Source organism: Methylobacterium brachiatum, from assembly GCF_020523825.1.
GTDB lineage: Bacteria > Pseudomonadota > Alphaproteobacteria > Rhizobiales > Beijerinckiaceae > Methylobacterium > Methylobacterium brachiatum.
In genome coordinates this window covers 36393-57894 of the sequence record NZ_JAJALK010000008.1, presented here as the reverse complement: position 1 = coordinate 57894, position 21502 = coordinate 36393, and the positions used below count along the sequence as shown (strand labels likewise).

Here is a 21502-nt window from a genome sequence, read left to right as displayed (position 1 = left end):
ACCGTGCGCGGGGACAACGCGAGAAGGCATCGGTCCATGGCGAAGATCAAGGTAGCGAACCCCGTCGTTGAACTCGACGGCGACGAGATGACCCGGATCATCTGGGCCGAGATCAAGAACAAGCTCATCCACCCCTATCTCGACGTCGACCTCGAATATTACGACCTCGGCGTGGAGCACCGCGACGCCACCAACGACAAGGTGACGGTCGATGCCGCCGAGGCGATCAAGCGCCACGGCGTCGGGGTGAAGTGCGCGACCATCACGCCCGATGAGCAGCGGGTGAAGGAGTTCAACCTCAAGGAGATGTGGCGCTCGCCGAACGGCACGATCCGCAACATCCTGGGCGGCGTGATCTTCCGCGAGCCGATCATCTGCAAGAACGTGCCGCGGCTCGTGCCCGGCTGGACCCAGCCATTCGTGATCGGCCGCCACGCCTACGGCGATCAGTACCGCGCCACCGACTTCAAGGTGCCCGGCAAGGGGCGCCTGACCATCAAGTTCGAGGGCGACGACGGCACCGTCATCGAGAAGGAGGTGTTCAAGTTCCCGGACGCCGGCGTCGCGATGTCGATGTACAACCTCGACCAGTCGATCATCGATTTCGCCCGGGCCTCGCTGAACTACGGCCTGGCCCGCAAATACCCGGTCTACCTGTCGACCAAGAACACCATCCTCAAGGCCTATGACGGCCGGTTCAAGGACCTGTTCCAGAAGGTCTACGAGGAGGAGTTCGAGGCCAAGTTCAAGCCGCTCGGGATCACCTACGAGCACCGCCTGATCGACGACATGGTCGCCTCCTGCCTGAAATGGTCGGGCGGCTACGTCTGGGCCTGCAAGAACTACGACGGCGACGTGCAGTCGGACACCGCCGCGCAGGGCTTCGGCTCGCTCGGCCTGATGACCTCGGTGCTGATGACCCCGGACGGCCAGACCGTCGAGGCCGAGGCCGCCCACGGCACCGTCACGCGCCATTACCGCGAGCACCAGAAGGGCCGCGAGACCTCGACCAACTCGATCGCCTCGATCTTCGCCTGGACCCGTGGCCTGTCGCACCGGGCCAAGCTCGACAACAACGAGGAACTGGCGAAGTTCTCGGCGACGCTCGAGAAGGTCTGCGTCGACACCGTCGAGGCCGGGCACATGACCAAGGACCTCGCGCTCCTGGTCGGTCCGGATCAGAAGTGGCTCTCGACCACGGGCTTCCTCGACAAGGTCGATCAGAACCTGAAGACCGCGATGGGCGTCTGAACGCCCCTACCCCGGTCGTGTTTGTGCGGCGGGCGCCTCGGGGCGCCCGCCGTTTTCATGTCGATTCATTCCTCGGCGGCGCTGCGGCCTACGAGGACGGCGATGACCTGACTGAAGGCCATGAGGCCAGCCGGGACCGCGCCCCAGGTTAGCGAGCCAGACGGCGATAACGGCGCCCCGGAGCGGCGTGAGCGGCACATGTCCGCTGGCGGCTCCGACGCCGATCAGGGCGATCGGCATCGGATGAAAATTGTTCATCGCGGCCCCGCCGACCGGGGCCGCGATGATTGCGGCGCACGATCAGGCTTCGGCGCGGTGATCCGGCGCGCAATTCTCGGCGAGCGCCTTGCCGACCTCGATCAGCAGCAGGTCGATCGCCGCCCGCATCAGCGGATCGCCGACCGAATCGATGAGGTCGCGCACCGAGAGGCACTGCGCCGCAAGGGCGTCCAGCGGGGCATCGTTCATGTCGGGGTTTCTCATCACGCGGCCAGGTAAGCCGGCTCGGATACGAGGACGGACCGGCTATCGCCGTGGACCGTGCGCAGCCGCGCCAGGGTGCGGTCGTCGAAGGCGGCGGTGGCCGCCATGATCTCCTCGCCGCCGATCTGGATCGGCAGGCCGAGCGGCTGGGCGCGGAAATGCAGCTGGATGACGTGGATCATGTACAGGGTCGGCATCTGCAACAGCAGCGCCGTGAGGCCGTGCTCCCTGCCCCACTCGACGATGCCGGTGAGCAGCGCGATCGAGACCGGGTTGACCACCCGACCGCGGGCGCGATGCGAGCGGGCGACGCCTTGGCGGGTCCATTCCCAGAGATGCGGCCCCACGGGGCGCTCGCCTTCGCAGAGCTGCGGATAGACATCGGACAGGAGATGCGGCCGCGTCGTCGGCAGGAGGCGGCTGTAGCCGATGACGGTGTCGCCCTCCATGGCAAGGAAATGCACCGCGTGCGGCGTGTCGAACTGGTCGATCTCCCGCCCGTCCGGCCGGGCGAGATCGGTCCAGCCCTTTTCCTCGACGAAGATCTGGTGCCGCAGGCGCCAAGCCTGCTCCATCGCGTCGCCGTAGCGATGCGCGTTGGCTGGGGTGACCACATGGATCATGAAACAACCTCACGTCTCTATGCCGTGAGTGTCCCGCCTTCGTGGTCGCGTGTGTACTACGTGAAACCGTAGGGTTGCGTGTAGCGCGCAGGCTCGATGCAACCGTGAATTTCCATCGCGGATCGCGGTTGGGCCGGCGGAGCGGCGCGAACTCTACGTTATGAGTCCGGCCCGCAGGGCCTGCGCAACGGTGTGCGCCTTGTTCACCGTGTCGAGCTTCGCGCGGGCCGAGCGCAGGTGGTAATCGACGCCGGACGCGGTGATGCCCATCACCACGCCGATCTCGGCGTCGGTCTTGCCCTCCGCGGCCCATTGCAGGGTCTCGCGTTCCCGGGGCGACAGGCGTACCGGCTCACCCGGCACCGGACGTGCGTTCATCAGCAGCAGCTGCCCGACCGCGTAGGTCGCAACCAGATTGACCGCGATGCGGTCGGCCGCCTCGATCTCGATTGCCGCTCCGGAGAAGCTGATACCGCCCGGCTCGCCATCGAGCGTCACGAACGGAATCGTGAGCCCGGCCCGGATGCCGAATTCGCCGGCCTCGTTCATCACGCGACCGGCCACCGGGGTGTCGGGCTGCACGGCACTCCAATCGAACGGGGAGGCGGTGGTGCAGAGCCGGCGAACGGTCGGGTCGTGCAGGGCGTAGCCGCGGGTCACGTAGCGCCGGGCCCATTCCTCGGGCATCGTGCTGGCGAGGACGTAGCCCGCATGGCGGCGCGTCGGCAGGTTCGGTTCCGGCACGATGCCGGCCATGACGTAGGAAATCCCGTGGCCCTTGAAGGCGCCGACCAGCAGGCCGGCGATCTCGTCCGGCGTCGCGGCGCGGTCAAGATCACGCAAGATATTGAACGTCCGGTCTAAATGTCTCGAATGCGGCATGCTCGACCCGGGGTTTTGCACGTTGCGCGACAAATCGCAGATCACCACAACCTGAGGATGGCATCTGCGGCGCTTCGGCGATAGGTTGTCGGCGAAATCTCCCCCCGTGGCGGAAATCTTTTCGGCCGCGATATGTGACACGGTCGGGTGCGAGCACCGAACCAATGATCGACGATGAAACGCCCCCAACCACGCGCTACCTGCTCGAGCGCATCGCCGAGACGCTGGACGTGCCGCCGTCCTACTTCTTCCGCGTCGACTCGGTCACGGTCGATCCGAACGGGCCGAGCGCGGCGCAATGCGAGGAGGCGGCGTCCCTGTTCCGGGCCATCAAGTCGCCGACCCGCCGCGGCGCGGTGCTGAAGCTGCTGCGGGAGATGGCGGCCGATTCGTGAGCAGGTGCGCCCGACCGAAGTCGGCTAACGGCTGAGCCGAGGATCGGCGTTGCCGGGACGTCGCGCGAAAGCTCAGGCCGAGACCAGCAGGGCGGCGCCGGCCACGCCCGAGAGAACGAGCCGCAACCGGCCGAGCCAGAGGGGCACGAGGCCGCGGCGGGGCAGGTCCTGGTCGATCAGGCCCCAGGCCAGAACCAGGGCGCCCAGGACGCGCAGATCCCACGGCGCGGGCGCGGCCATGGCGGCCCAGGCGACCAGGGACGGGACGATCGCGATCACGTAATCGCCGTTGCCGGAATTGCGGGCCGCCGCCGCGCCCCAGCGAATGCCGCCCAGAAACGACGCGATCACCGCCCCGTACGCCGACAGGATCGTCCGTGGCGAGAGGCCGATGCTGCTCAAGCCGCCATCGGTGCCCGAGACAGCCAGCGCCGCGAAGCCCAGGAACGGGATCAGGCCGGCCACGCCCAGCACGAGCGCGCTGATCGGGACCGAGTTCCGGTGCGCCATCCATTCTCCGAGCCGCCGCACGAGCAACGGCTACGCCTTCTTCAACGCAGGCGGGTGCCGCCCGGGTCAAGCGTTCCCGCATCGGGGCTGAGCGGTCAAGCTGCGACCAGGGCGGCAAAAGAGAGCATCGTCCCGGGAGACCGCTGGCGGATGTCCGGGAGGATGCTTCGGGTCTCCTGAACGCGCGACGCTAGGACTTGCGCGACGGCGCGGTGAACGCCGTCGGGTTCGGCGTCGGCGCACCCAGCAGCGACATCGGCGCCGTGACGCCGTCCTTCGGTGCGGGCGGCTCGTTCACCGCCGCGTCGATCTTGCGCTGCTTGAAGGTCGCCGCCAGGCTCTTCGCGCTGGCGAGGTCGGCGGGGCTCAGCTTGTTGGCCACGTCGTCGCGCTTCTTGGCGGCGTCGTCGTCGCCCTGCGCCGCGGCAGCGGAGAACCACGCGTAGGATTGCACGAGATCCTGCGTCAGGCCGAGGCCGCGGGCGTAGAGCACCGCCAGATTGTACTGGCTGTCGCGGACGCCGAACTCGGCGCCCTGCCGGAACCACGAGGCCGCGGAGGCGAAATCGGGCTTGCCGTTGGCGGCGGGGTTCTCGGCGTAGAGCACCGCCAGGTTATGCATCGAGCGGGCATGGCCCTGCTCGGCCGCGCGCCCGTACCAGAGCTTGGCCTTGTCGAGGTCGCGGACGACCCCCGAGCCCTTCTCGTAATGGCCGGCGAGCTTGTACTGGGCGGGCGCGTAGCCGGCGACCGCCAGCTTCTCGAAGAGCTTTGCCGCCACCGCGAGGTCACGCGGCATGCCGCGGCCATCCGCCTCGCGGGTCGCCAGATCCCAGATCGCCGTCCCGTCGCCGTCCAGAGCGGATTGCTTGACCTTGGCGAGGGCGGGCGGCAGGGCGCCGAGATCCGCCTGCATCGTGTTCATGCCCGAGACCTGGGGCACGGCTGCCTTGGCATGGGCCGGACGCGCCTCGGCGGGAGGCGGAGTCGGCAGGGCCTGCGTGGTCACCGGGTCGGCGATGGCCGGCTTCGGCGCCGAGACCTCGGCGACTGCCTCCTGGCGCGGCTCCCGGGCCGGCTCGATGCGAGCCGGGGCGACCTGCGAGGTCTGGACCGGGCGGGGCGCTTCCTCGGGTGCGCGCAGGCTGATCGCCTGGAGCGCGCCGAGCGCCAGCACGATCGCCGCGAGCCCGAGCAGCAGCGGCCGGCGGCGGCGGTTGATCTCGGTGCGCAGGCGATCGAACCGGCCCTCGCCCGTCGTGGCCGCTTCCGCCTCGCCCTTGCCGGCGCGCAGGTCCCTGCGATCGGCCGGGGCTTCCGCGGCGAGCTCCGCCTGGGCAGCCTGGGCGGCGCGGCGGGCCGCCGCGATGAAGCTGGTCTTGATATCGGTCTCGCCGGCCTCCGGAAGCGGGCGCGGGCGGGACGGCTCGCGGTTCGGACGGCGCACCGCGGTCTCTCGCGACACGCGCGGCTCACGGCCCGGACGTCCGCTGCCCGGCTCCAGCAGATCGTCGGTCAGGCGCGACGCCTCCGGCGCGGCGCCCCGGGCGATCTCCGCGCTCGTCGAGGCCATCAGCCGCTCGTCGAGAGACGGCATGCGCGGGTTCGCGGCTTCGGCGGGGCCCAGCCGGTTGACCAGGCGCTCGAGGGCGGATTGCACGCCCTCCAGGGTGGCGCCGAGACGCTGGTCCGACGCGATCTGGCGCGCCTGCATGTCGGCGAGGCTCGCCCGCAGGAGCCCGATCTCCCCGAGATCGGCGCTCGGGAGGGTGGATCCCTTCAGGGTCTGGGCGACGGCGTTGCGCGCGGCGCGCTCCACGACGGCCTCGCTCGGCGCCGATTCGCGCAGGGCCGCGACCTGCTGCAGGAGGTCGTCCATGGTCCGTTCGAGCCCGGCCAGGGCCGGATCGCCGCCGCGTGGGGCATCGAGCCGCCCCGCCAGGGAGACGACCTGCTTCTCCAGCGCATCGAGGCCCTCGTGCTCCGAGCGGCTGCCGACCTGGTCGACCTTGTCGGCGAGGCTGCGCAGCATGGCGTGGATCGAGGCCATGTCATTCGACTGGGCCGAATCCGGCTCCCCGGCGCGATCGAACCTCTGGTCGCGCGTGTACAGACCATCGACCTTGTCGGCGAGCGTCTGGATCTGCTCGGCGATGGCGGTCGGCGCGCCGGTCCGCACGTCGCTGCGGATCTCCTCAAGAAGCGGGCGCAGGCTGGCATCGGTCCCGGTCCGCTGCAGCTGCGCGATCTGGGCGCTCACGGCCTGCAGGCTGTTCGCGAGACCCTGGATGCGCTCCGGACCCGCCAGGGCCCCGATGAGGCGGCGGATCTCCTCGAGCTCGGCGAACAGGCCGGCCAGGGTATGGCCATCCGACCCGGCCGGGCCGGACGCGGCGACGCTGTCGAGACGCTCGGCCAGGCGGCGGACGTCGTCGGCGACCCGGGTGTGGACGTTCTCGGCGACCTCCTCGGCCAGGCGCTCGACCTGCGCCCGGACCTGCTCGACCGGAGCCGCGATGGCGGCGAGATCGGTGCCGACCTGCGCCCGCTCGATGCCGTGGGCCAGCGTCGTGACCGCCTGCTCCAGGGCGCCGACATCCCGGCTGGTCGCCAGCTGATTGATCGCCTCGCGCAGGCGCACGGTCTCGCGCTGCAGCTCGGAGACCGCGGCCGACGGGGCGGACATCTCCTCGACCCGCGCCTCCAGGCGGCGGGCGAGGTCCATGCGCATGCTCGCGACCACGCCGCCATCGGCCGGGGCGCCCGAGAGCGCGCGCGCGCCGACGCCTTCCGACAGCTCGCGCTGGCGCTGGCGGATATCCTGGACGGCGTTGCGGATCTCGACCGCGTCCGGGCGTCCGCGGCGGGCGGAGGGACGCGCGGAGGCGAATTGCTCGCCGAGCTGCGACATCCGCCGCTCGATATCGCCGAGCCGCTCGGTCACCTGCTGGACCGGATTCGCCTTCAGGGCGCGCTCGATCCGGGCCTCGATCTCGGCCAGACGCCGGGCCTCCGCCTCCTGGGCCAGGCGCCGCTCCTCGTCGAGCGTCCGGTTGAGGCCGTCGATGCGGCTCATCAGGGCGGCGAAGCCCTGGCCGTAGGCATCCGGTGCCGGGTCCGGATGGGTCTCGGCGTGCCGCTCGAACCGGGCGTCCTGATCCGCGGCAGCCTCGTGCTGGTCGATCTCGTGCCGGGAATCCAGGCGGGCGGCCTGCTCGGCCCTCTGCCGGCGGCGCTGCCGGCGGTTGCCCTGGAGGCCCTGCTGCTGCGGCACCACCGAGGCGATCCAGGTCTCGAGCGGAACGCCGGCTCGCGCCGCCACGTCCCGGGCGGCGTCCAGCACCTCCGGGTCGAAACTGTCGAGCTGCGGCATGGCGTTGCGGGTCATCGATGGCCTGTCGTCGGCAGCGTTCGGCGTTGATCCTGTTCGCGGGACGGGACCGAGAGACGGTATCCACGGAACGCGGGTGCCGGATCGTTCGAGAGGACCTTTAACTTTCTTGGTAAACACACGGTTAAGGTGCGGTTGACCCAGTAATCTTCAGCGCCGGCGCGCGGAGGCGTGACACATCCCGCGGCCGCGACGGCAGAACCGTTGCTCCCGGCGCGACGGCGCGCTTAGATGCTCGCAAACGGGCGGGCCGAACGTGGCATCAGCCTGAGCGAGGGGGAATCCCGTCATGCCGCACTACCGCGCCCCGGTCGACGACACGCTGTTCCTGCTCAACGATGTCCTGGGCTTCCATAACCGGGACAACCTCGCCGGCTTCGCCGACGCCTCCCCGGACGTGGTCGAGGCGGTCCTGCGCGAGGGCGCGAAGCTCGCCGAAGAAGTCCTCGCCCCGGTGAACCGGGCGGGCGATCTCGAAGGCTGCCGCCGCGAGCCCGACGGCAGCGTCCGGACGCCCACCGGCTTCAAGGCGGCCTACGACGCCTACGCGCAGGGCGGCTGGATGGGTCTCGCGGTCCCGGAAGCGTTCGGCGGCCAGGGCCTGCCGCACACCATCAACACGGCGATGCAGGAATTCGCGTCGGGGGCGAACCTCGCGCTCGGCATGTATCCAGGCCTGACCCAGGGCGCGATGGCCGCGCTCCTCGTCCACGGCACCGAGGAGCAGAAGGCGCTCTACCTGCCCAAGATGGTCGAGGGCGCCTGGACCGGCACGATGAACCTCACCGAGCCGCATTGCGGCACGGATCTCGGGCTCCTGAAGACCAAGGCGGTGCCGAACGGCGACGGCTCCTACAGCCTCACCGGCACCAAGATCTTCATCTCGGCCGGTGAGCACGACCTCGCCGAGAACATCGTCCACCTGGTCATCGCCCGGATCGAGGGCGCCCCGGCCGGCACGAAGGGCATCTCTCTGTTCGTGGTGCCGAAATTCCTGGTGAACCCGGACGGCTCGCTCGGCGCCCGCAACGGCGTGTCCTGCGGCTCCCTCGAGCACAAGATGGGCATCCACGGCAACGCCACCTGCGTGATGAATTACGACGGCGCCACGGGCTGGCTGGTCGGCCAGGAGAATCGCGGCCTCAACGCCATGTTCGTGATGATGAACGAGGCGCGGCTCGCGGTCGGCGTCCAGGGGCTGGGCCAGTCCGAGGTCGCCTACCAGAACGCCGTCGCCTACGCGAAGGAGCGGCTCCAGGGCCGGGCGCTGACCGGCGCCAAGGCGCCCGACAAGGCCGCCGACCCGATCCTGGTCCACCCGGATGTCCGGCGCACGCTGATGCAGATCCGGGCCTTCAACGAGGCCGCCCGCGCCCTGATGCTCTGGACCGCGCTGCAGGCCGACATCCTGCACCGGTCCGAGGACGCCAAGGAGCGCCAGACCGCCGACGACCATCTCGGCCTGCTCACCCCGGTGGTGAAGGGCGTGCTCACCGACCGCGGCTTCGCCAACGCGGTGGATGCGCAGCAGCTGTTCGGCGGCCACGGCTATATCGAGGAATGGGGCATGTCGCAGTTCGTGCGCGATGCCCGCATCGCCATGATCTACGAGGGCGCCAACGGCATCCAGGCCATGGACCTGATCGGGCGCAAGCTGCCCAAGGACGGCGGCCGGGCGATGATGACCTTCCTGGGCGAGGTCCAGACCTTCCTGAAGGACCACGGCGAGGATCCCGCGATGGCGCCGTTCACCCAGCCGCTCCAGGCCGGGCTGAACGACCTCCAGGGCGCCGTCATGTGGCTGATGCAGAACGCCTTCTCGAAGCCCGACAATGCCGGCGCCGGCGCCACGGACTTCATGCACCTCTTCGGCCTGGTCGCCCTCGGCTACATGTGGGCGCGGATCGCCAAGGCGGCCCAGGTCCGCAACGCCGAGTCGGCCTCGCCCCGCTGGGAGTCCAAGCTCACCACCGGCCGGTTCTTCATGGAGCGGATGCTGCCGGAGACCGGCCTGCGCCTCGCGCGGATCAAGGCCGGGGCGGAGACCACCATGGCGCTGGCGGACGAGGCGTTCTAGCCCCGACCTGCGGTCCCTCCCCGACCCAACATCCTGAGACGCCCGCTCCGCGGGCGAACTCAAGGATGAGGCGATTTGATCGGATCGGCGCCTCAGGCGCTCAGCGCGCCGTCCAGATCCTCGATCAGGTCGGCCGGATCCTCGAGGCCGATCGACAGCCGCACCACCTCGGGGCCCGCGCCGGCGGCGGTTTTCTGTGCGTCGGTGAGCTGGCGGTGCGTGGTCGAGGCCGGGTGGATCACTAGAGAACGGGTGTCGCCGATATTGGCCAGGTGCGAGAACAGCTGGAGGTTCGACACCAGCTTCACCCCGGCCTCGTAGCCGCCCTTCAACCCGAAGGTGAAGACCGCGCCGGCACCGTTCGGCGTGTAGCGCTTGGCGAGTGCGTGGTAGCGGTCGGTCTCCAGACCCGGATAGCTCACCCAGGCGACCGCCTCATGCTGCGCCAGATGCTTGGCCACCACCAGGGCGTTGTCCGAGTGGCGCTGCATCCGCAGCGGCAGGGTCTCGATCCCGTTGAGGATCAGGAAGGCGTTGAACGGCGACAGGGCCGGGCCGAGATCGCGCAGGCCGAGCACCCGGCACGCGATCGCGAAGCCGAAATTGCCGAAGGTCTCGGCGAGCACCATGCCGGAATATTCCGGCCGGGGCTGGCTCATCATCGGGTAGCGGGCATCGCCGGCCCACTGGAACGAGCCGCCGTCGACGATCAGGCCGCCGATCGAATTGCCGTGCCCGCCCAGGAACTTGGTGGCCGAGTGCACGACGATGTCGGCCCCGTGCTCGAACGGCCGGATCAGGTACGGCGTCGCCATGGTGTTGTCGACGACCAGCGGGATGTTGTGCTTCTTGGCGACCTGGGACAGCGCCGCGATATCGGTGATGACCCCGCCCGGATTGGCGATGGACTCGCAGAAGATCGCCTTGGTCCGCGGCGTGATCGCCGCCTCGAACGAGGCCGGGTCGTCGTTGTCGGCCCAGGCCACCGACCAGCCGAAGTTCTTGTACGAGTGGTTGAACTGGTTGATCGAGCCGCCATACAGCTTGTTCGAGGCGACGAACTCGTCCCCCGGCTGCATCAGCGCGTGCATGGTCAGGAACTCGGCGGCATGGCCCGAGGCCACGGCGAGCGCCGCGGTGCCGCCCTCCAGCGCCGCGATGCGCTCCTCCAGCACGGCGTTGGTCGGGTTGGTGATGCGGGTGTAGATGTTGCCGAAGGCCTGGAGCCCGAACAGCGAGGCGGCGTGGTCGACATCGTCGAACACGAAGCTCGTGGTCTGATAGATCGGCGTCGCCCGCGCGCCGGTGGCTGCGTCGGGCGCGGCGCCGGCATGGATCGCAAGGGTATTGAAGCCGGGCAGGCGGTCGGTCATCGTCTGGTCTCCTCGCACCGTCCCGCCTGTATGCCCGGCCCGGTGCTGCGCGCAAGGTTCCGACCGGCGCCCGGCCCGATTCGGCTACGCGTCGTGCGAGGCGCCGATATCGACGTGCGGCTGCCCGGCATCGACGAGGGCGCGGTCCACGGCCTCGATCGCCAGCAGGGTCCGGGTCAGGTCCTCGGCCATGGAGATCGGCGCGACGTCGATCCCGCCCAGGCGCTTGGCGATGGCGTTCCTCTGCCGCGCCAGGGCACCGCGTGCGCGCTTCAGGTCTTCGACCTCGTCGACGGTCATCCGCTATCCCTCTTTGAGGCCCGAGCCGTTCAGTCGCCCGGCGTCCAGTCGATGTTCGGCCGCTGCGCCAGCATCCGGTCAAAGTAGTTGGCGACCGCCTGGGCGCCATCCGTGTGCATCATCGCGACCGGATGCGCGAGGTAGGCGCGGGCGAGATCCATCGGAATTTGCCCGGACTGGAGGGCTTTCAGCACCTCGTCGATGAACGCGTCGTTGGCCTCGTTGAAATCGCTCGACAGCTTCTTGCGGTCGTTGAGCGCCTTGATCGGCATGCCGGGTCCTCTGTCGCGGGCGGGTGGGGAATGGTCATCGAGCCGGTGCGCGGCCGCGCAGATCCGTGCGGGGACGCGGGACTTCGCGGGCGGCCCTTGCCGCGCCGTCCTCACATCGGGCGGTCACGGCCAACGGATCTCCGAAAGAACCAAGCCGCCGATGCAACTCCTACGAGCGTGCGATTGCACACTTAAGTAACTGCGCCGCCACGTCGGTTGGAGCGGATTTCCGGCGTGACACGTTAATCCACCATGTCGAGTAATCTGATACCCGCCCACAGCGTCGAAGTCATTCCCTGCGCGAGCGATCCGCGGTGCTTCCGCTGGATCATCCGGGCCGGCGGAGGCGCGGTCGTCGAGCATTCACCATACGCGTTCGTGACGCAGAACGGCGCCCGAATCTCGGGGGAGTGCTGGATCCGCGAGCATTTCGCGGACGGCGTGCGCGGCTGAGCTGGCAGTCTTCGCCGAAGCGACGCTGGATCCGGCGTCGCTTCGGCGGTCTGCGTCATCTCACGGGCGGATCCAGCGGTCCGCCGAAGAACTGGCCGCCCGAAGGTTTCCGCAAGTCACACGACGACGACGCACGCAGCCTCAAAAGCAAAAACGCCCGTACGGGCGTTTTGCGAGATCCTGGTTGGGAAGGAAAACTGGAGCGGGCGAAGGGATTCGAACCCTCGACCCCAACCTTGGCAAGGATGTATGAAGTCGTTTCCCTGTGTTTCCGCCGATTTCAAAAGTTTTCATTCATCATTGCAAGTCGTTGCAGTATTGACTGCATTCGCTTTGCGCCGTTTCATGGCGTAGCCGCCCGTTTCCGACACGGTGCTGCCTGCGTGCGTCCTGAAGGAGCAAGACCATGAAGCGAAGGAACGCCGTTCGCCTGACGCTCAGGACCATCGAAAAGGCGGCCGCAAAGCCCACCTCCTATTTCATCTGGGATCTCGATCAGCCCGGGTTCGGGTTGCGGATCGAGCCGACCGGCGCGAAATCCTTCTACATCCACTATCGTCTCGGAGGCCGCGGCTTTCCTTCCAAGAAGATGAAGCTCGGCGACGTGCGCAGCATGAGTGTGAGCCAAGCGCGGAGCGAAGCGGCGGAGAAGCTCGTGCTTGCCCGGAAGGGCGAGGATCCGGCAGCCGAGCGGGTCGCGGCGAAGAACTGCCTGTTCGTGCACGAACTGATCGACCTATACGGGTCGGAAGGCCTCGTCCGCTTGAAAGGACGCCGCAAGGGCGAGGACATGACGGAGGAGACCGCAAAGTACACAATGGCGCGGCTGCGCAACCACGTCGTACCGGTCCTGGGCCAGCTCCGGCTCGTCGAACTCGACAAGACGCACGTCGAGTCGCTCTTCAGGAAGGTCGGCTCCGGAGCGACAGCCGCGAAGACTGAGGAGCGGACCGGCAGGGGAGCGGTCGTCCGCGGCGGACGCGGTGCCGCGCGAAAGGTGGTCCGCGATCTATCGGCGGTCTGCACGTTCGCAGTCGACAACAATCTCATGAAGGCGAATCCCGTCGCGAACGCGCGGGTCAACAAGGTGGACAACGAGCGCAAGGACTACCTGACGACTGCGCACGTGCAGCGCCTCGGGCGAGCACTCGTCGAGGCGGAGACGAGTCACGGCGTCCCGCGCGTCGCAACGGACCAGATCCGTCTCTGGCTGCTGACCGGCCTGAGGAGGAACGAAGGAGCCGCGTTGAAATGGAGCGAGGTCAGGCTGGAACATGAAAGCCTGGAACTCGAGACTTCCAAGAGCGAGACCAAACGGCCTCTCACGCCCCCGGCGGTGGCGTTCCTGCGGAAGCTGAAGGAGACAGCCGACTCCGCCTACGTCTTCCCGGCGAAAAGAGGCGACGGCTGGTTTACGGGTACGAAAAGGTACCTGCCACTGATCATGCGCCTCGCCGGACTCGACAGGCTGTTCCCGCACCTCCTGCGGCACACCTTCGGATCGAACGCGATCTCCCAGGGATTGAGCATCCCCCTGGCCGGAGCCCTGCTGGGACACGCCAACCTTCGGTCCACGCTGATCTACGCCCACGTCCAGCACGACGTCGCGGCCAGAGCGGCCGGCCCATGCATGACCGACTTCGCAGCGGCGCTGGGCGCGCCGACACGCGACGCGTTCGGTGGAGAACGGTCGAACGCGGCCGATGGCGGAGAACGGTCGTGAGATACCCGACCAAGATTCGTCCGCACTGGATCCCGCTGCATCTCGCTCCGTTCACTCTGCGCCGGATGCAGGAGCCGTGCGCTCGCGATCTCGAGCTGGATGCGGAGTTGGAGCGCGCGTTGGCGGTCGACGCGCCGGATCACATGCTCGTTCGGGCGGACTGGTCCGCCGGACTGATCGAGGTGCTCGCCCGGGATCCGGTCGACGACGACATGGGGCCGGGTGACGGCTACCGCGTGTGCGTGAGCTCGCATCCCGCACTTTTCCGATCCGCGGCATCGCGAACGTCGCCGTCCGCATCGGCGATGCTGTGCGCCGGCCTCGTCGACGCCTTCTGGTCGGCGCTGATCAGCCGCCATTCGGCTCTGATCGTCGGCGACGTCCTGGCCGTCCATGCAAGGGGCGGTCCCAGACCGGTCGACGGCTTCAGGGAGGTGCCTGCCGACGTATGGGCATCCTCGTCCATCGATTGGGCCGCCGGAACGTGCACGTCGCCGGACGGCCATGTGTACTTCTCGATCCACGTCGCCCGGTCGGAACCGCCCTCGCCGCGCCCCGGCGACGAGGGCGGCCCGACAGCGACCGGCAGGCAGACGCCGTGCGACGTCGGTGCGCCGGGGGTCGTTTCGACCGGCGACGTGGAAGGCATGGACGTCCGCGCGGCAAGTCGCTTCCTGGGTGTCAGCAAAAGCTCCTTGGACAAGTGGCGGCTGACGGGCAACGGCCCGCCGTTCCACAGGATCGGAGCCCGCGTGCGCTATCTCAAGTCCGAACTCGAGGGATGGCGGAACCGACGTCGGGACCCGGGTCGTTCGATTTGAACGAACGCTCGTTTACAGATCTCCGTTGTATGATGGCGTTGAACCGGTCTGGTCGGAATGTCGGTCCGGACCAGCTGAGCGCGATCGAGACGATGACGGAAACCGAAGTCGGGCAGGAGCAAGTGGGTCTATGTGAATCAGCGCGGCTTCGGGCGCCAACGTCGGGCGTAAGTCCAATTCAACACCAAAGCGTGCCCCTGGCGGAGTCGATCCCCGATCTCCTACAAGTTCAACGAATCCGGGTTTTCGGTGGGGTCAGGATCGGCGCCGATCGCGACCGCAACCTTCATGGGATTCCGGTCGAGCCCGCAACCGCTTAGGCAGTGTCGCCCAAGGCGCGTGCTTCGGCGCCGATTCGCAAGCGGTCGCCTCTTCGTTTTGTCCACTCTCATACGGACGATCCGGACGTGATCGCCGACAGGTGGATTGGGACGTCGACTGGGCGGGCGGGGCGGCGGCCGGCCACGGCCCTTTTGCGTAATGGCCTTGAACATTCAGCCGAGTTTCGGCGTCCTGCGCTGCGGCTCAAACGTGCCGGTGTGCCACAGGGGCGAACGACGCGCGCCTTCCCGCCGTCCGGTCGCCTCCAGTCTTCGGCGACCTGAGACGCGACCGTGTGGGTTATCGCTCCGGCCCCGCGCAGGACTCTCGGTTTGCGAGAAGCGAAGCCCGCATCGGCGCTTGCTGCGAACCCGGCTGTCACGAATGCGCGGTGCTCGGCCGCTACCGGGTCGGGCGTCATTCGCCAGTCCTCGTCTGACCGTGCCCCGCAATCTTCGACTGCACCGTCGGTGTCCGGGCGCTCGGGCCACTCTAAGCGTCGACGATATGATCGCCTATCGTTCTCGGCCGAGCCAACTACCGGCGACCGCTGCCGAGACTCGCGCTTGACCGCGGCCTCCTTTCGCAATCCGCTTACGGAGGCTGGCGACCTCCGTCGAACCGGAGCCTGCGCGCACTGGTTCGGTTGCAACGGGCTTGCATCGACGAGTCGGCACGACGACTCTATCTGAACCCGGGACGATGAGTGCATCCGACCGGTTCGTTCCCGACACCGATCTTTCGCCGACCGCCTGCCGGAAGGCTCAGGAGCCGATATCGTGACAACGGATCAGAGACGAGATGCCGTGGCGTCGTCGAAGGGCAAAGCACCTAAGACGCTTTCGTCGGACACCAAGCTGGCCGCGATCAGAACTGCCATGGCCGCGGACGACTGGGATACAGCCTTGAAGCTCGCTTCGCGCTTCCAGCGTTTGGGCGAGCAGGCCAGCGTCATCCGGCGGGCTGCGGATTTCCAACTCCGGCCCAACTTCTACCGCCAGTTGGGATACGACGGCGAGAGGGTGCGGGCGGAGGGGATCGCCGCTCTCAAGGAGCGGTTCAGCGTTTCCTGGTCTCAGACGAGCAGCCGGGACTGATCGCTTGACGAAAACCACGACGCTCATCGCGACGAACGTCGACCGGCTCGCTTCGACAGGCGGCCTCTCGAACATCCAAGACTCTCCGGTCGGGGCGAGCGGATTCGGCTCGTTCTCTTGGCCCTTGCCGGAACAAGTCTCGTCCATGCTCCAGGCTTGGCAAAGCGCGGAACGTGCGTCGCCGATGGAGCTCGGTCGTCAGCTCTACGACCTGCTCCTTGCAGGCCGACCTGGAAGGACAATGCCGACCGCGCTCGAACGCGCGCGAGCCGCAAGTCGTGTTCTTCTGGCGTTCAGTACGGCTTCCCCGGAAATGCACTTGCTTCCGTTCGAGATTTTGCACGACGGGGATCGGTACCTCGCCGGAGGCGAGAGGATCCCATTTCGCTGGATCAACGACGGTTCGACCCAGGATGCCAGATCGCACGGCTTCCGGCATTTCCTGGTCGCGGTCGCGAACCCGACCGATCACCCCGATTTCGACCACGATCGGGTAGTCGGCGAACTGCGGAAGGCGATCGACGCGATACCTCAGGCGACCTGCAACATGGTTCCGCATGCCACACGCGGCTCGCTGAGGCGCGCTCTCGGCGAGCGGGATGCCTATGACGCAGTGGTGATCGTCGCCCACGGCGGCAGCGCCACCGCCGAAAGGGACGGTTTCATGGTGCTCGAGGACGAGAGCGGCGCCGCAAGCAGATGGGTCGGCGAGGACGTGGCGCACGAACTCGGTGTTCATCGTGGATGTCTGGTAGTCCTATGCTCGTGCAAATCGGGCGCCGTGACCGCGAAGAACTCGCTCGGGGGCGTCGCACAGCGTCTCATGATCGGTGGACACGTCGGCTCCGTCGTGGCGATGCAGCGTCCCGTCACGGTTTCCTCGGGGCTCGCCTTCCTCGGGCGGTTTCTAGGAGTCGTCGCGGACGGTACCATTGACGTTTTCGATGCCTATGGCGAGGCTGCCGCAGCCTTGGCGGCGCATGCGGATTGGGAACGCGGGACTGCGGCCCTCTACACGCGCTTGCGCGGTCGGTTCGGCGACGGGGGCGGAGTCTTCGCTAACATCGCTCGGCCGAGCGAAGAGGAGATCATCAGGACGTCGACGTTGCTGAGCGCCGATCAAGAGACCTCCCGGTTCGCCTTCTCGTTGCCGCGGTTCAAGCTCGGCTCGCCCGAGGGCCAACCGGGTGCGCCGCCGCCGGAAGCCGATGACGAAGCCTACCGGTATCGCGGGCCGACCATCGCCGCCAACGACGTGCAGGCGGTCGAGCCGCTGATTCAACTCGTCGGAAGATTTCTGCCGAAATCCGAAGATCTTGCGCGCCGCGCCCGGATCATACCCGGCCACGTGGTCGACGCATCCTTCGAGGCGAAGGAGTTCACTCACTACGTGCTCGTCGGAAGCCGATCGCACGATTTCTCGCGGTCGAAGCTTCCCCAGTACAGCCGCGACTTCGCTTTCGAATTTACCGAGTGCGGGCCATGGCGCCTGATCGACCGGCGGGAGGGAATCTTCTACGACGTCGCCAACCCGGCACTGGCCGCCGCGCCCACCCCGAATGCGAGCGACTACGCTCTCGTCGAGAAGATCGTGGACCCCCAAAACGACCGGGTCCTGCTCGTCATTGCAGGCATGTGGAGTTCGAGCACGCTCGCAGCTGGGCGGTATCTCTTCGACAAGCGGGATGAAATCGTGCGCCGGTTCGGAGCAGGCGGCTTCCAGTTCGTGCTGGAGACGCGACAGGGCACCAGCGAAGTTACGAGGGTGGTCGTGAGCCGCGAACCACTGCTCGTCAGTGGATGACCAGCCTCTCGAGGGTCGACGACGCGGGATCGACGGGTGGATCGAAGCGCAGCACCGCCGCGAAGGCGCGGTCTCCGACCTGATCGGCCAGCCACCGCCACCGACGTTGCAGATACAACCCGCAACCCTCGGTGGCTCTTCCACCCAGACCGGCCACCATGAATACCGACCTGGAACGGCCGCCGGCCGACCGGCAGCCCGCGACCACGCCGTAATCGATTCTGGCGGAGTATTCGTCGCGGCTCAGCTTCGACGGATCGTCCAATGCGTATCGAGCGCCGTCGGCGAGCCGGATCGCCCATTGGGAGCCGAAGTCGAAATCGAAGATGAACTGCAGTCCCGTCGAGCCGAGAACTTCGTCGAGAGCGGAATTGCTTCGGCTGCCGAACACCACCGACGTCGCCGCGTCCGGCTCCGACGATGCAAGATCCGTGGCGAGATCGTCCGGCGAGATGAACCCGACAGCCGCACCGGCCTCCGAGGCTAGGCTATGGACATGCAGCGCCGAGCGCACGTCGCGTTCGGCGTACGCGTTGCTCGGATACCGGAACGGATCCCCATCCCGTGCGCCCACCACTCCCTGGCGGAACCGCGGGAGGCAGAGCCGAAGCGTCGGCTGAAGGCCGAGGCCGAGAAATTGCGCTATGCCCTGGTCGAACATGGCGGGATACTAACCGCTTTCGCGCGACGCCTCCAGTGGCGCGAGGCTCGTGGCGGACTGCGGCCGAATGCCGGCTAGGCGCACGCGCGTCGGAACGCGTCCGAACACGGCTTCGGGAGCGGACGCATCGTCGGGGGCGAACATCTGGATGCTCTTGCGCAACGACGTCCAGGCGAGTGCACGCTGCTTGGGGGCCCATGAGAACTCGCGCAGGATGGCCTCTTTGGAGATTTCTCCGTTGAGTTCGAGAAGATCCTTCACACGCAGCAGGGATGGGTTTCTGTCCGACATGACAGGTATGCCGCCTTCCGCGGCCCGGAATACGTCCAGCCACCGTCCGGTCCAGGCTTCCCACGAATAGACTTCGCGAGCGCGACGTGCGACCTCGCGAGCGACTTCCGCCTCCTCCGGCAGCCTGTCGAGAAGATCGCAAAGGCGGTTCGTGAGTTCGCTGCGGAAGTAGAACCATCGGACCTCGACGTGGCGACGTACCGAGGGGGCCAGACCCGAGAGAATCGGCTCCATCATCTCGAGTAGGAAGCTCTCCACGTTCATCAGCGGAACGCATCCGCCGCAGATCGCCTCGAGCGTGGAGATGGACCAATGAGTCGAGCGGTGCGGCGCGAGAACCAGATCGCTCGTACGGAGCGCCTCCCGATAGCGGCTACGTGGGAGCGTTTCGACGGTCAGCCAAGCCGCACGCGTCATCGTACCAGGCAGACGCACCCTGGTCGGGTTGGTCAGGTGTACATGGAAATCCTGTCGCCTTTCCCAGAGCCGCGGGAGGACGTCCGAGACGAGAGCGCGCACGCCCGTGTACTTCAGCAGGCGATGGTTGACCAGGATGCGCGCGGGAGTGTCGGAAGTGCGTCCTCCTCGCGGGACGAGCCCTCGCACGTCCACTGCCGGTGGAAGGATTCTCATTCTCTGGTCCAGCAATTCAACGAAGTCGTCGTTGAACCAGGTACGAGCCTTCGCCAGGATCTGCTTCCGCCCGTATTCGGAATTGCAACCGACCAGCGACATCGATCCCAACCCCGCCAGAGTCGCGAGCAGCGCCGGACGATGGAGGTCGTGCTTCGGCGTGGATGGCCGTCTTACGTCGAACCAATGGATGTATCCGACGGCGGGGACGTTGTGGAACGTCTGCCGGTTCATGAACTGCAGGAAGGCAGGCGCCGTCTCGGGTTGGTTGAGAAACAGCACGTCGACGTCGTACCGCCGGAAATCGAAGCGCTTGTAGAGTTCCGCCGGATCGAACTGAAAATCGCCGCCGTGCATGCGTGGCAGCAAAGGTACCGGAATGCAGGTGATGCGATCGTCCCCCAGCGCTTCCGTCCAGCTGGCCGCAGCGCGCTCGGGGATCAGCACATAGAAATGCAGGTCGCGATCGGCACGCACGAGCGCCCCGAGGAGTTCCGCGGTGAATGCAAGGCCGCTGTCACCTTCGGCGTTTTCTCCAGCCGAGTAGTTGACCTGCGTCAGAACCCGAAGCGCCATTCCTCGATCCGCCGGACCTGCTTAGCCTCAGGTCGTCGAGGGCGTGGCAGCGGACGTGGATCTCGCCGATGCGGAGCCAATCGTCAAGGCTCCGCCGACAGCAGGTCCATCCTTATGCGCGCCGCCGGATCGCCCAGCACGGCGTAGTTTCTGACGTCGTCCCGGATTATCCACAGTTTTGCCAGCCTACTTCTCGTGGCAGGATCGCCGGCCGAGTTCCTCATGATCTCGGCAATGGGTATCGTCAACGCGGACCACTGCGCGTTGAACTGATCGATGGCGTTTCCGATCCGCTTGCCTTGCATGAGCCTGGTCAGCACGTCCCGTATCGGGTGGCTTTGAGGACGACCTAGGGGCGTGCGAAAGGAATACGACCACGCGCGGTCCACGTGCGCTATCACGGACAACGCTCCGCGGCTCAGCATGGCCTGCGGCAGCCTGGCCATCGCGGGCTTGTCCGCGATCTGACGACCGCGACCGTCGGGTCCATCGCGGAAGGTGTCGACGGCCTCCCAGCCGGCGCCGTAGCACGCAAACAGAAAGTGCATCATGCCGTTCAGCCGAAGGCTCGCCGGCAGATCCCCGGCGGAGAGCCAATCGTCCTCCGTGACGGCGCCATATCCTTCCCAATCGTCGCAGACGAGAGCTCCCTGGCAGTCCCTCTGACGCGGATCGTCCTTGCCGAACGTCATTCCGTGCGTGCCCGAGAAGAGAAGGGACGGAGGTCCCTCGGCGCCTCCGAGAGCGGCCAGCAGACTCGATTTTCTGGCGTCGCGCTCCAAGAGGGAGGTCAAGGCAAACCCTTGCCTCTTGCCCAGCGGCCCGGCCGATCCGGAGCCGTCGCGAAACGGCTTCGCCACGTCGCGCGTGAACATCGCAGTGGCCCGGTCGAACTCATGCGCGGTAGAAAAGAGAACGGACCGCCTGCTCTTTTGAAAGATCAGTTCTCCCTTCTCGTATTGAGCGAGAGCTTCTGCGTAGCGTCGATAATTCTCCATATTGTCGAAATGCAATCTTCCGACAGCCCAGAAGACATCCAGCAGGTACTGGAACGACATCGGAACGTCTTCGGGCGAAGCGACGATCAGAAGATAGTACGGCACTCCGCGACTCGGATCGACGGCCGCGAGTCCCGGACCTTCGCCTTGCCTCGCCAGCCACGCCGTGGCCTCCTCCCCGGGACGGATGCCCGCATCCTTCTCGAAGACGCGGAAAAGATCGCCAGCCTGACTTCTGCGCAGGTCGAGGAGTGGATGAAGAGCCTCCTTGTAGGGTTCGGCATCCACCTCCGCGGGGAAGACTATGCCCCACCCGGCCTGATCGAGCTCTTCGGGATTTTCGACGGACGAGTCGGTTCCGAACGTGTCGACCCCGCAATCCGAGGCCGCGTGCCTGCCGGCGACCGTCTCGTCCTCGAACCGCGCCATCGATCCGCCGGCGATATCGACGATCCGCGCGCCGGAGCCGTTCTCGGGCGGCGGTAGAGGACGTCCGGTCTCCGCTTCCACGCCGTTGGCATGAAGCTCGTCCTGGTCGGTGCCGTCCGCGTCGAAACCGGGCATGTC

Annotated in this window: 18 protein-coding genes; 7 read left to right on the top strand and 11 right to left on the bottom strand. The window is 67.3% G+C overall.

What is annotated here, in order from left to right; all coding sequences use genetic code 11:
* Positions 1–36: 36 nt before the first annotated feature.
* On the top strand, positions 37–1251 hold the full coding sequence (locus LGR69_RS18235; RefSeq protein WP_007561658.1) for an NADP-dependent isocitrate dehydrogenase: 1215 nt from the start codon (positions 37–39) through the stop codon (positions 1249–1251).
* Positions 1252–1551: 300 nt separating this feature from the next.
* Here the strand turns inward: LGR69_RS18235 and LGR69_RS18230 are convergent, their stop codons facing one another.
* From LGR69_RS18230 to LGR69_RS18220, 3 genes are all read right to left on the bottom strand, one after another.
* Positions 1552–1719, bottom strand: a complete 168-nt coding sequence (locus LGR69_RS18230; RefSeq protein ID WP_163006204.1) for a hypothetical protein — start codon at positions 1717–1719, stop codon at positions 1552–1554.
* A 14-nt stretch (positions 1720–1733) separates the two neighbouring features.
* A complete protein-coding gene (locus tag LGR69_RS18225) occupies positions 1734–2357 on the bottom strand; it encodes an acyl-homoserine-lactone synthase (protein WP_007561654.1) in 624 nt (207 codons plus the stop codon).
* A 153-nt stretch (positions 2358–2510) separates the two neighbouring features.
* Positions 2511–3200, bottom strand: coding sequence for an autoinducer binding domain-containing protein (locus LGR69_RS18220; protein ID WP_230366886.1), 690 nt, complete (start codon positions 3198–3200; stop codon positions 2511–2513).
* 203 nt (positions 3201–3403) lie between these two features.
* Here LGR69_RS18220 and LGR69_RS18215 point away from each other — a divergent pair, with 203 nt between their 5' ends.
* Positions 3404–3634: a hypothetical protein gene (locus LGR69_RS18215; protein WP_007561650.1), complete on the top strand. Its 231-nt coding sequence runs from the start codon at positions 3404–3406 to the stop codon at positions 3632–3634.
* Between the two features lie 72 nt (positions 3635–3706).
* Here LGR69_RS18215 and LGR69_RS18210 read toward each other — a convergent pair whose 3' ends face one another.
* Positions 3707–4144: a DUF3429 domain-containing protein gene (locus LGR69_RS18210; RefSeq protein ID WP_007561642.1), complete on the bottom strand. Its 438-nt coding sequence runs from the start codon at positions 4142–4144 to the stop codon at positions 3707–3709.
* A gap of 190 nt (positions 4145–4334) precedes the next feature.
* A complete protein-coding gene (locus LGR69_RS18205; RefSeq protein WP_230366885.1) occupies positions 4335–7532 on the bottom strand; it encodes an SEL1-like repeat protein in 3198 nt (1065 codons plus the stop codon).
* A gap of 292 nt (positions 7533–7824) precedes the next feature.
* Here LGR69_RS18205 and LGR69_RS18200 point away from each other — a divergent pair, with 292 nt between their 5' ends.
* A complete protein-coding gene (locus LGR69_RS18200) occupies positions 7825–9612 on the top strand; it encodes an acyl-CoA dehydrogenase C-terminal domain-containing protein (RefSeq protein ID WP_230366884.1) in 1788 nt (595 codons plus the stop codon).
* A gap of 92 nt (positions 9613–9704) precedes the next feature.
* On the opposite strand, the gene LGR69_RS18195 is transcribed toward LGR69_RS18200, so the two are convergent.
* The 3 genes from LGR69_RS18195 to LGR69_RS18185 form a co-directional block, all read right to left on the bottom strand.
* Entirely contained in the window at positions 9705–10985 is a 1281-nt protein-coding gene (locus LGR69_RS18195; RefSeq protein ID WP_230366883.1) for an O-acetylhomoserine aminocarboxypropyltransferase, read from the bottom strand.
* Between the two features lie 84 nt (positions 10986–11069).
* Positions 11070–11285, bottom strand: a complete 216-nt coding sequence (locus tag LGR69_RS18190) for a hypothetical protein (protein ID WP_007561630.1) — start codon at positions 11283–11285, stop codon at positions 11070–11072.
* Positions 11286–11314: 29 nt separating this feature from the next.
* A complete protein-coding gene (locus LGR69_RS18185) occupies positions 11315–11557 on the bottom strand; it encodes a hypothetical protein (protein ID WP_050732968.1) in 243 nt (80 codons plus the stop codon).
* An 859-nt stretch (positions 11558–12416) separates the two neighbouring features.
* On the opposite strand from LGR69_RS18185, the gene LGR69_RS18180 reads away from it, so the two are divergent.
* The 4 genes from LGR69_RS18180 to LGR69_RS18165 all read left to right on the top strand — a co-directional run bounded on the left by LGR69_RS18180 (position 12417) and on the right by LGR69_RS18165 (position 17776).
* The gene (locus LGR69_RS18180; RefSeq protein WP_059409799.1) at positions 12417–13733 is read left to right on the top strand and encodes a tyrosine-type recombinase/integrase; all 1317 of its coding nucleotides are present in this window, start codon (positions 12417–12419) and stop codon (positions 13731–13733) included.
* On the top strand, positions 13730–14554 hold the full coding sequence (locus tag LGR69_RS32060; RefSeq protein WP_043388016.1) for a helix-turn-helix transcriptional regulator: 825 nt from the start codon (positions 13730–13732) through the stop codon (positions 14552–14554). The genes LGR69_RS18180 and LGR69_RS32060 overlap by 4 nt, the downstream gene beginning before the upstream one ends.
* 1127 nt (positions 14555–15681) lie before the next feature.
* Complete coding sequence (locus tag LGR69_RS18170) at positions 15682–15972, top strand: hypothetical protein (protein ID WP_139239598.1); 291 nt, start codon at positions 15682–15684, stop codon at positions 15970–15972.
* A 4-nt stretch (positions 15973–15976) separates the two neighbouring features.
* The gene (locus LGR69_RS18165; protein ID WP_081948841.1) at positions 15977–17776 is read left to right on the top strand and encodes a CHAT domain-containing protein; all 1800 of its coding nucleotides are present in this window, start codon (positions 15977–15979) and stop codon (positions 17774–17776) included.
* On the opposite strand, the gene LGR69_RS18160 is transcribed toward LGR69_RS18165, so the two are convergent.
* The 3 genes from LGR69_RS18160 to LGR69_RS18150 all read right to left on the bottom strand — a co-directional run bounded on the left by LGR69_RS18160 (position 17766) and on the right by LGR69_RS18150 (position 21499).
* Complete coding sequence (locus LGR69_RS18160; RefSeq protein ID WP_043388021.1) at positions 17766–18437, bottom strand: hypothetical protein; 672 nt, start codon at positions 18435–18437, stop codon at positions 17766–17768. The two genes, LGR69_RS18165 and LGR69_RS18160, sit on opposite strands and share 11 nt — an antisense overlap.
* Positions 18438–18446: 9 nt before the next feature.
* Positions 18447–19937: a glycosyltransferase family protein gene (locus LGR69_RS18155; RefSeq protein WP_043388022.1), complete on the bottom strand. Its 1491-nt coding sequence runs from the start codon at positions 19935–19937 to the stop codon at positions 18447–18449.
* Between the two features lie 83 nt (positions 19938–20020).
* Entirely contained in the window at positions 20021–21499 is a 1479-nt protein-coding gene (locus LGR69_RS18150) for a hypothetical protein (protein WP_051976312.1), read from the bottom strand.
* Between the last annotated feature and the right edge of the window lie 3 nt (positions 21500–21502).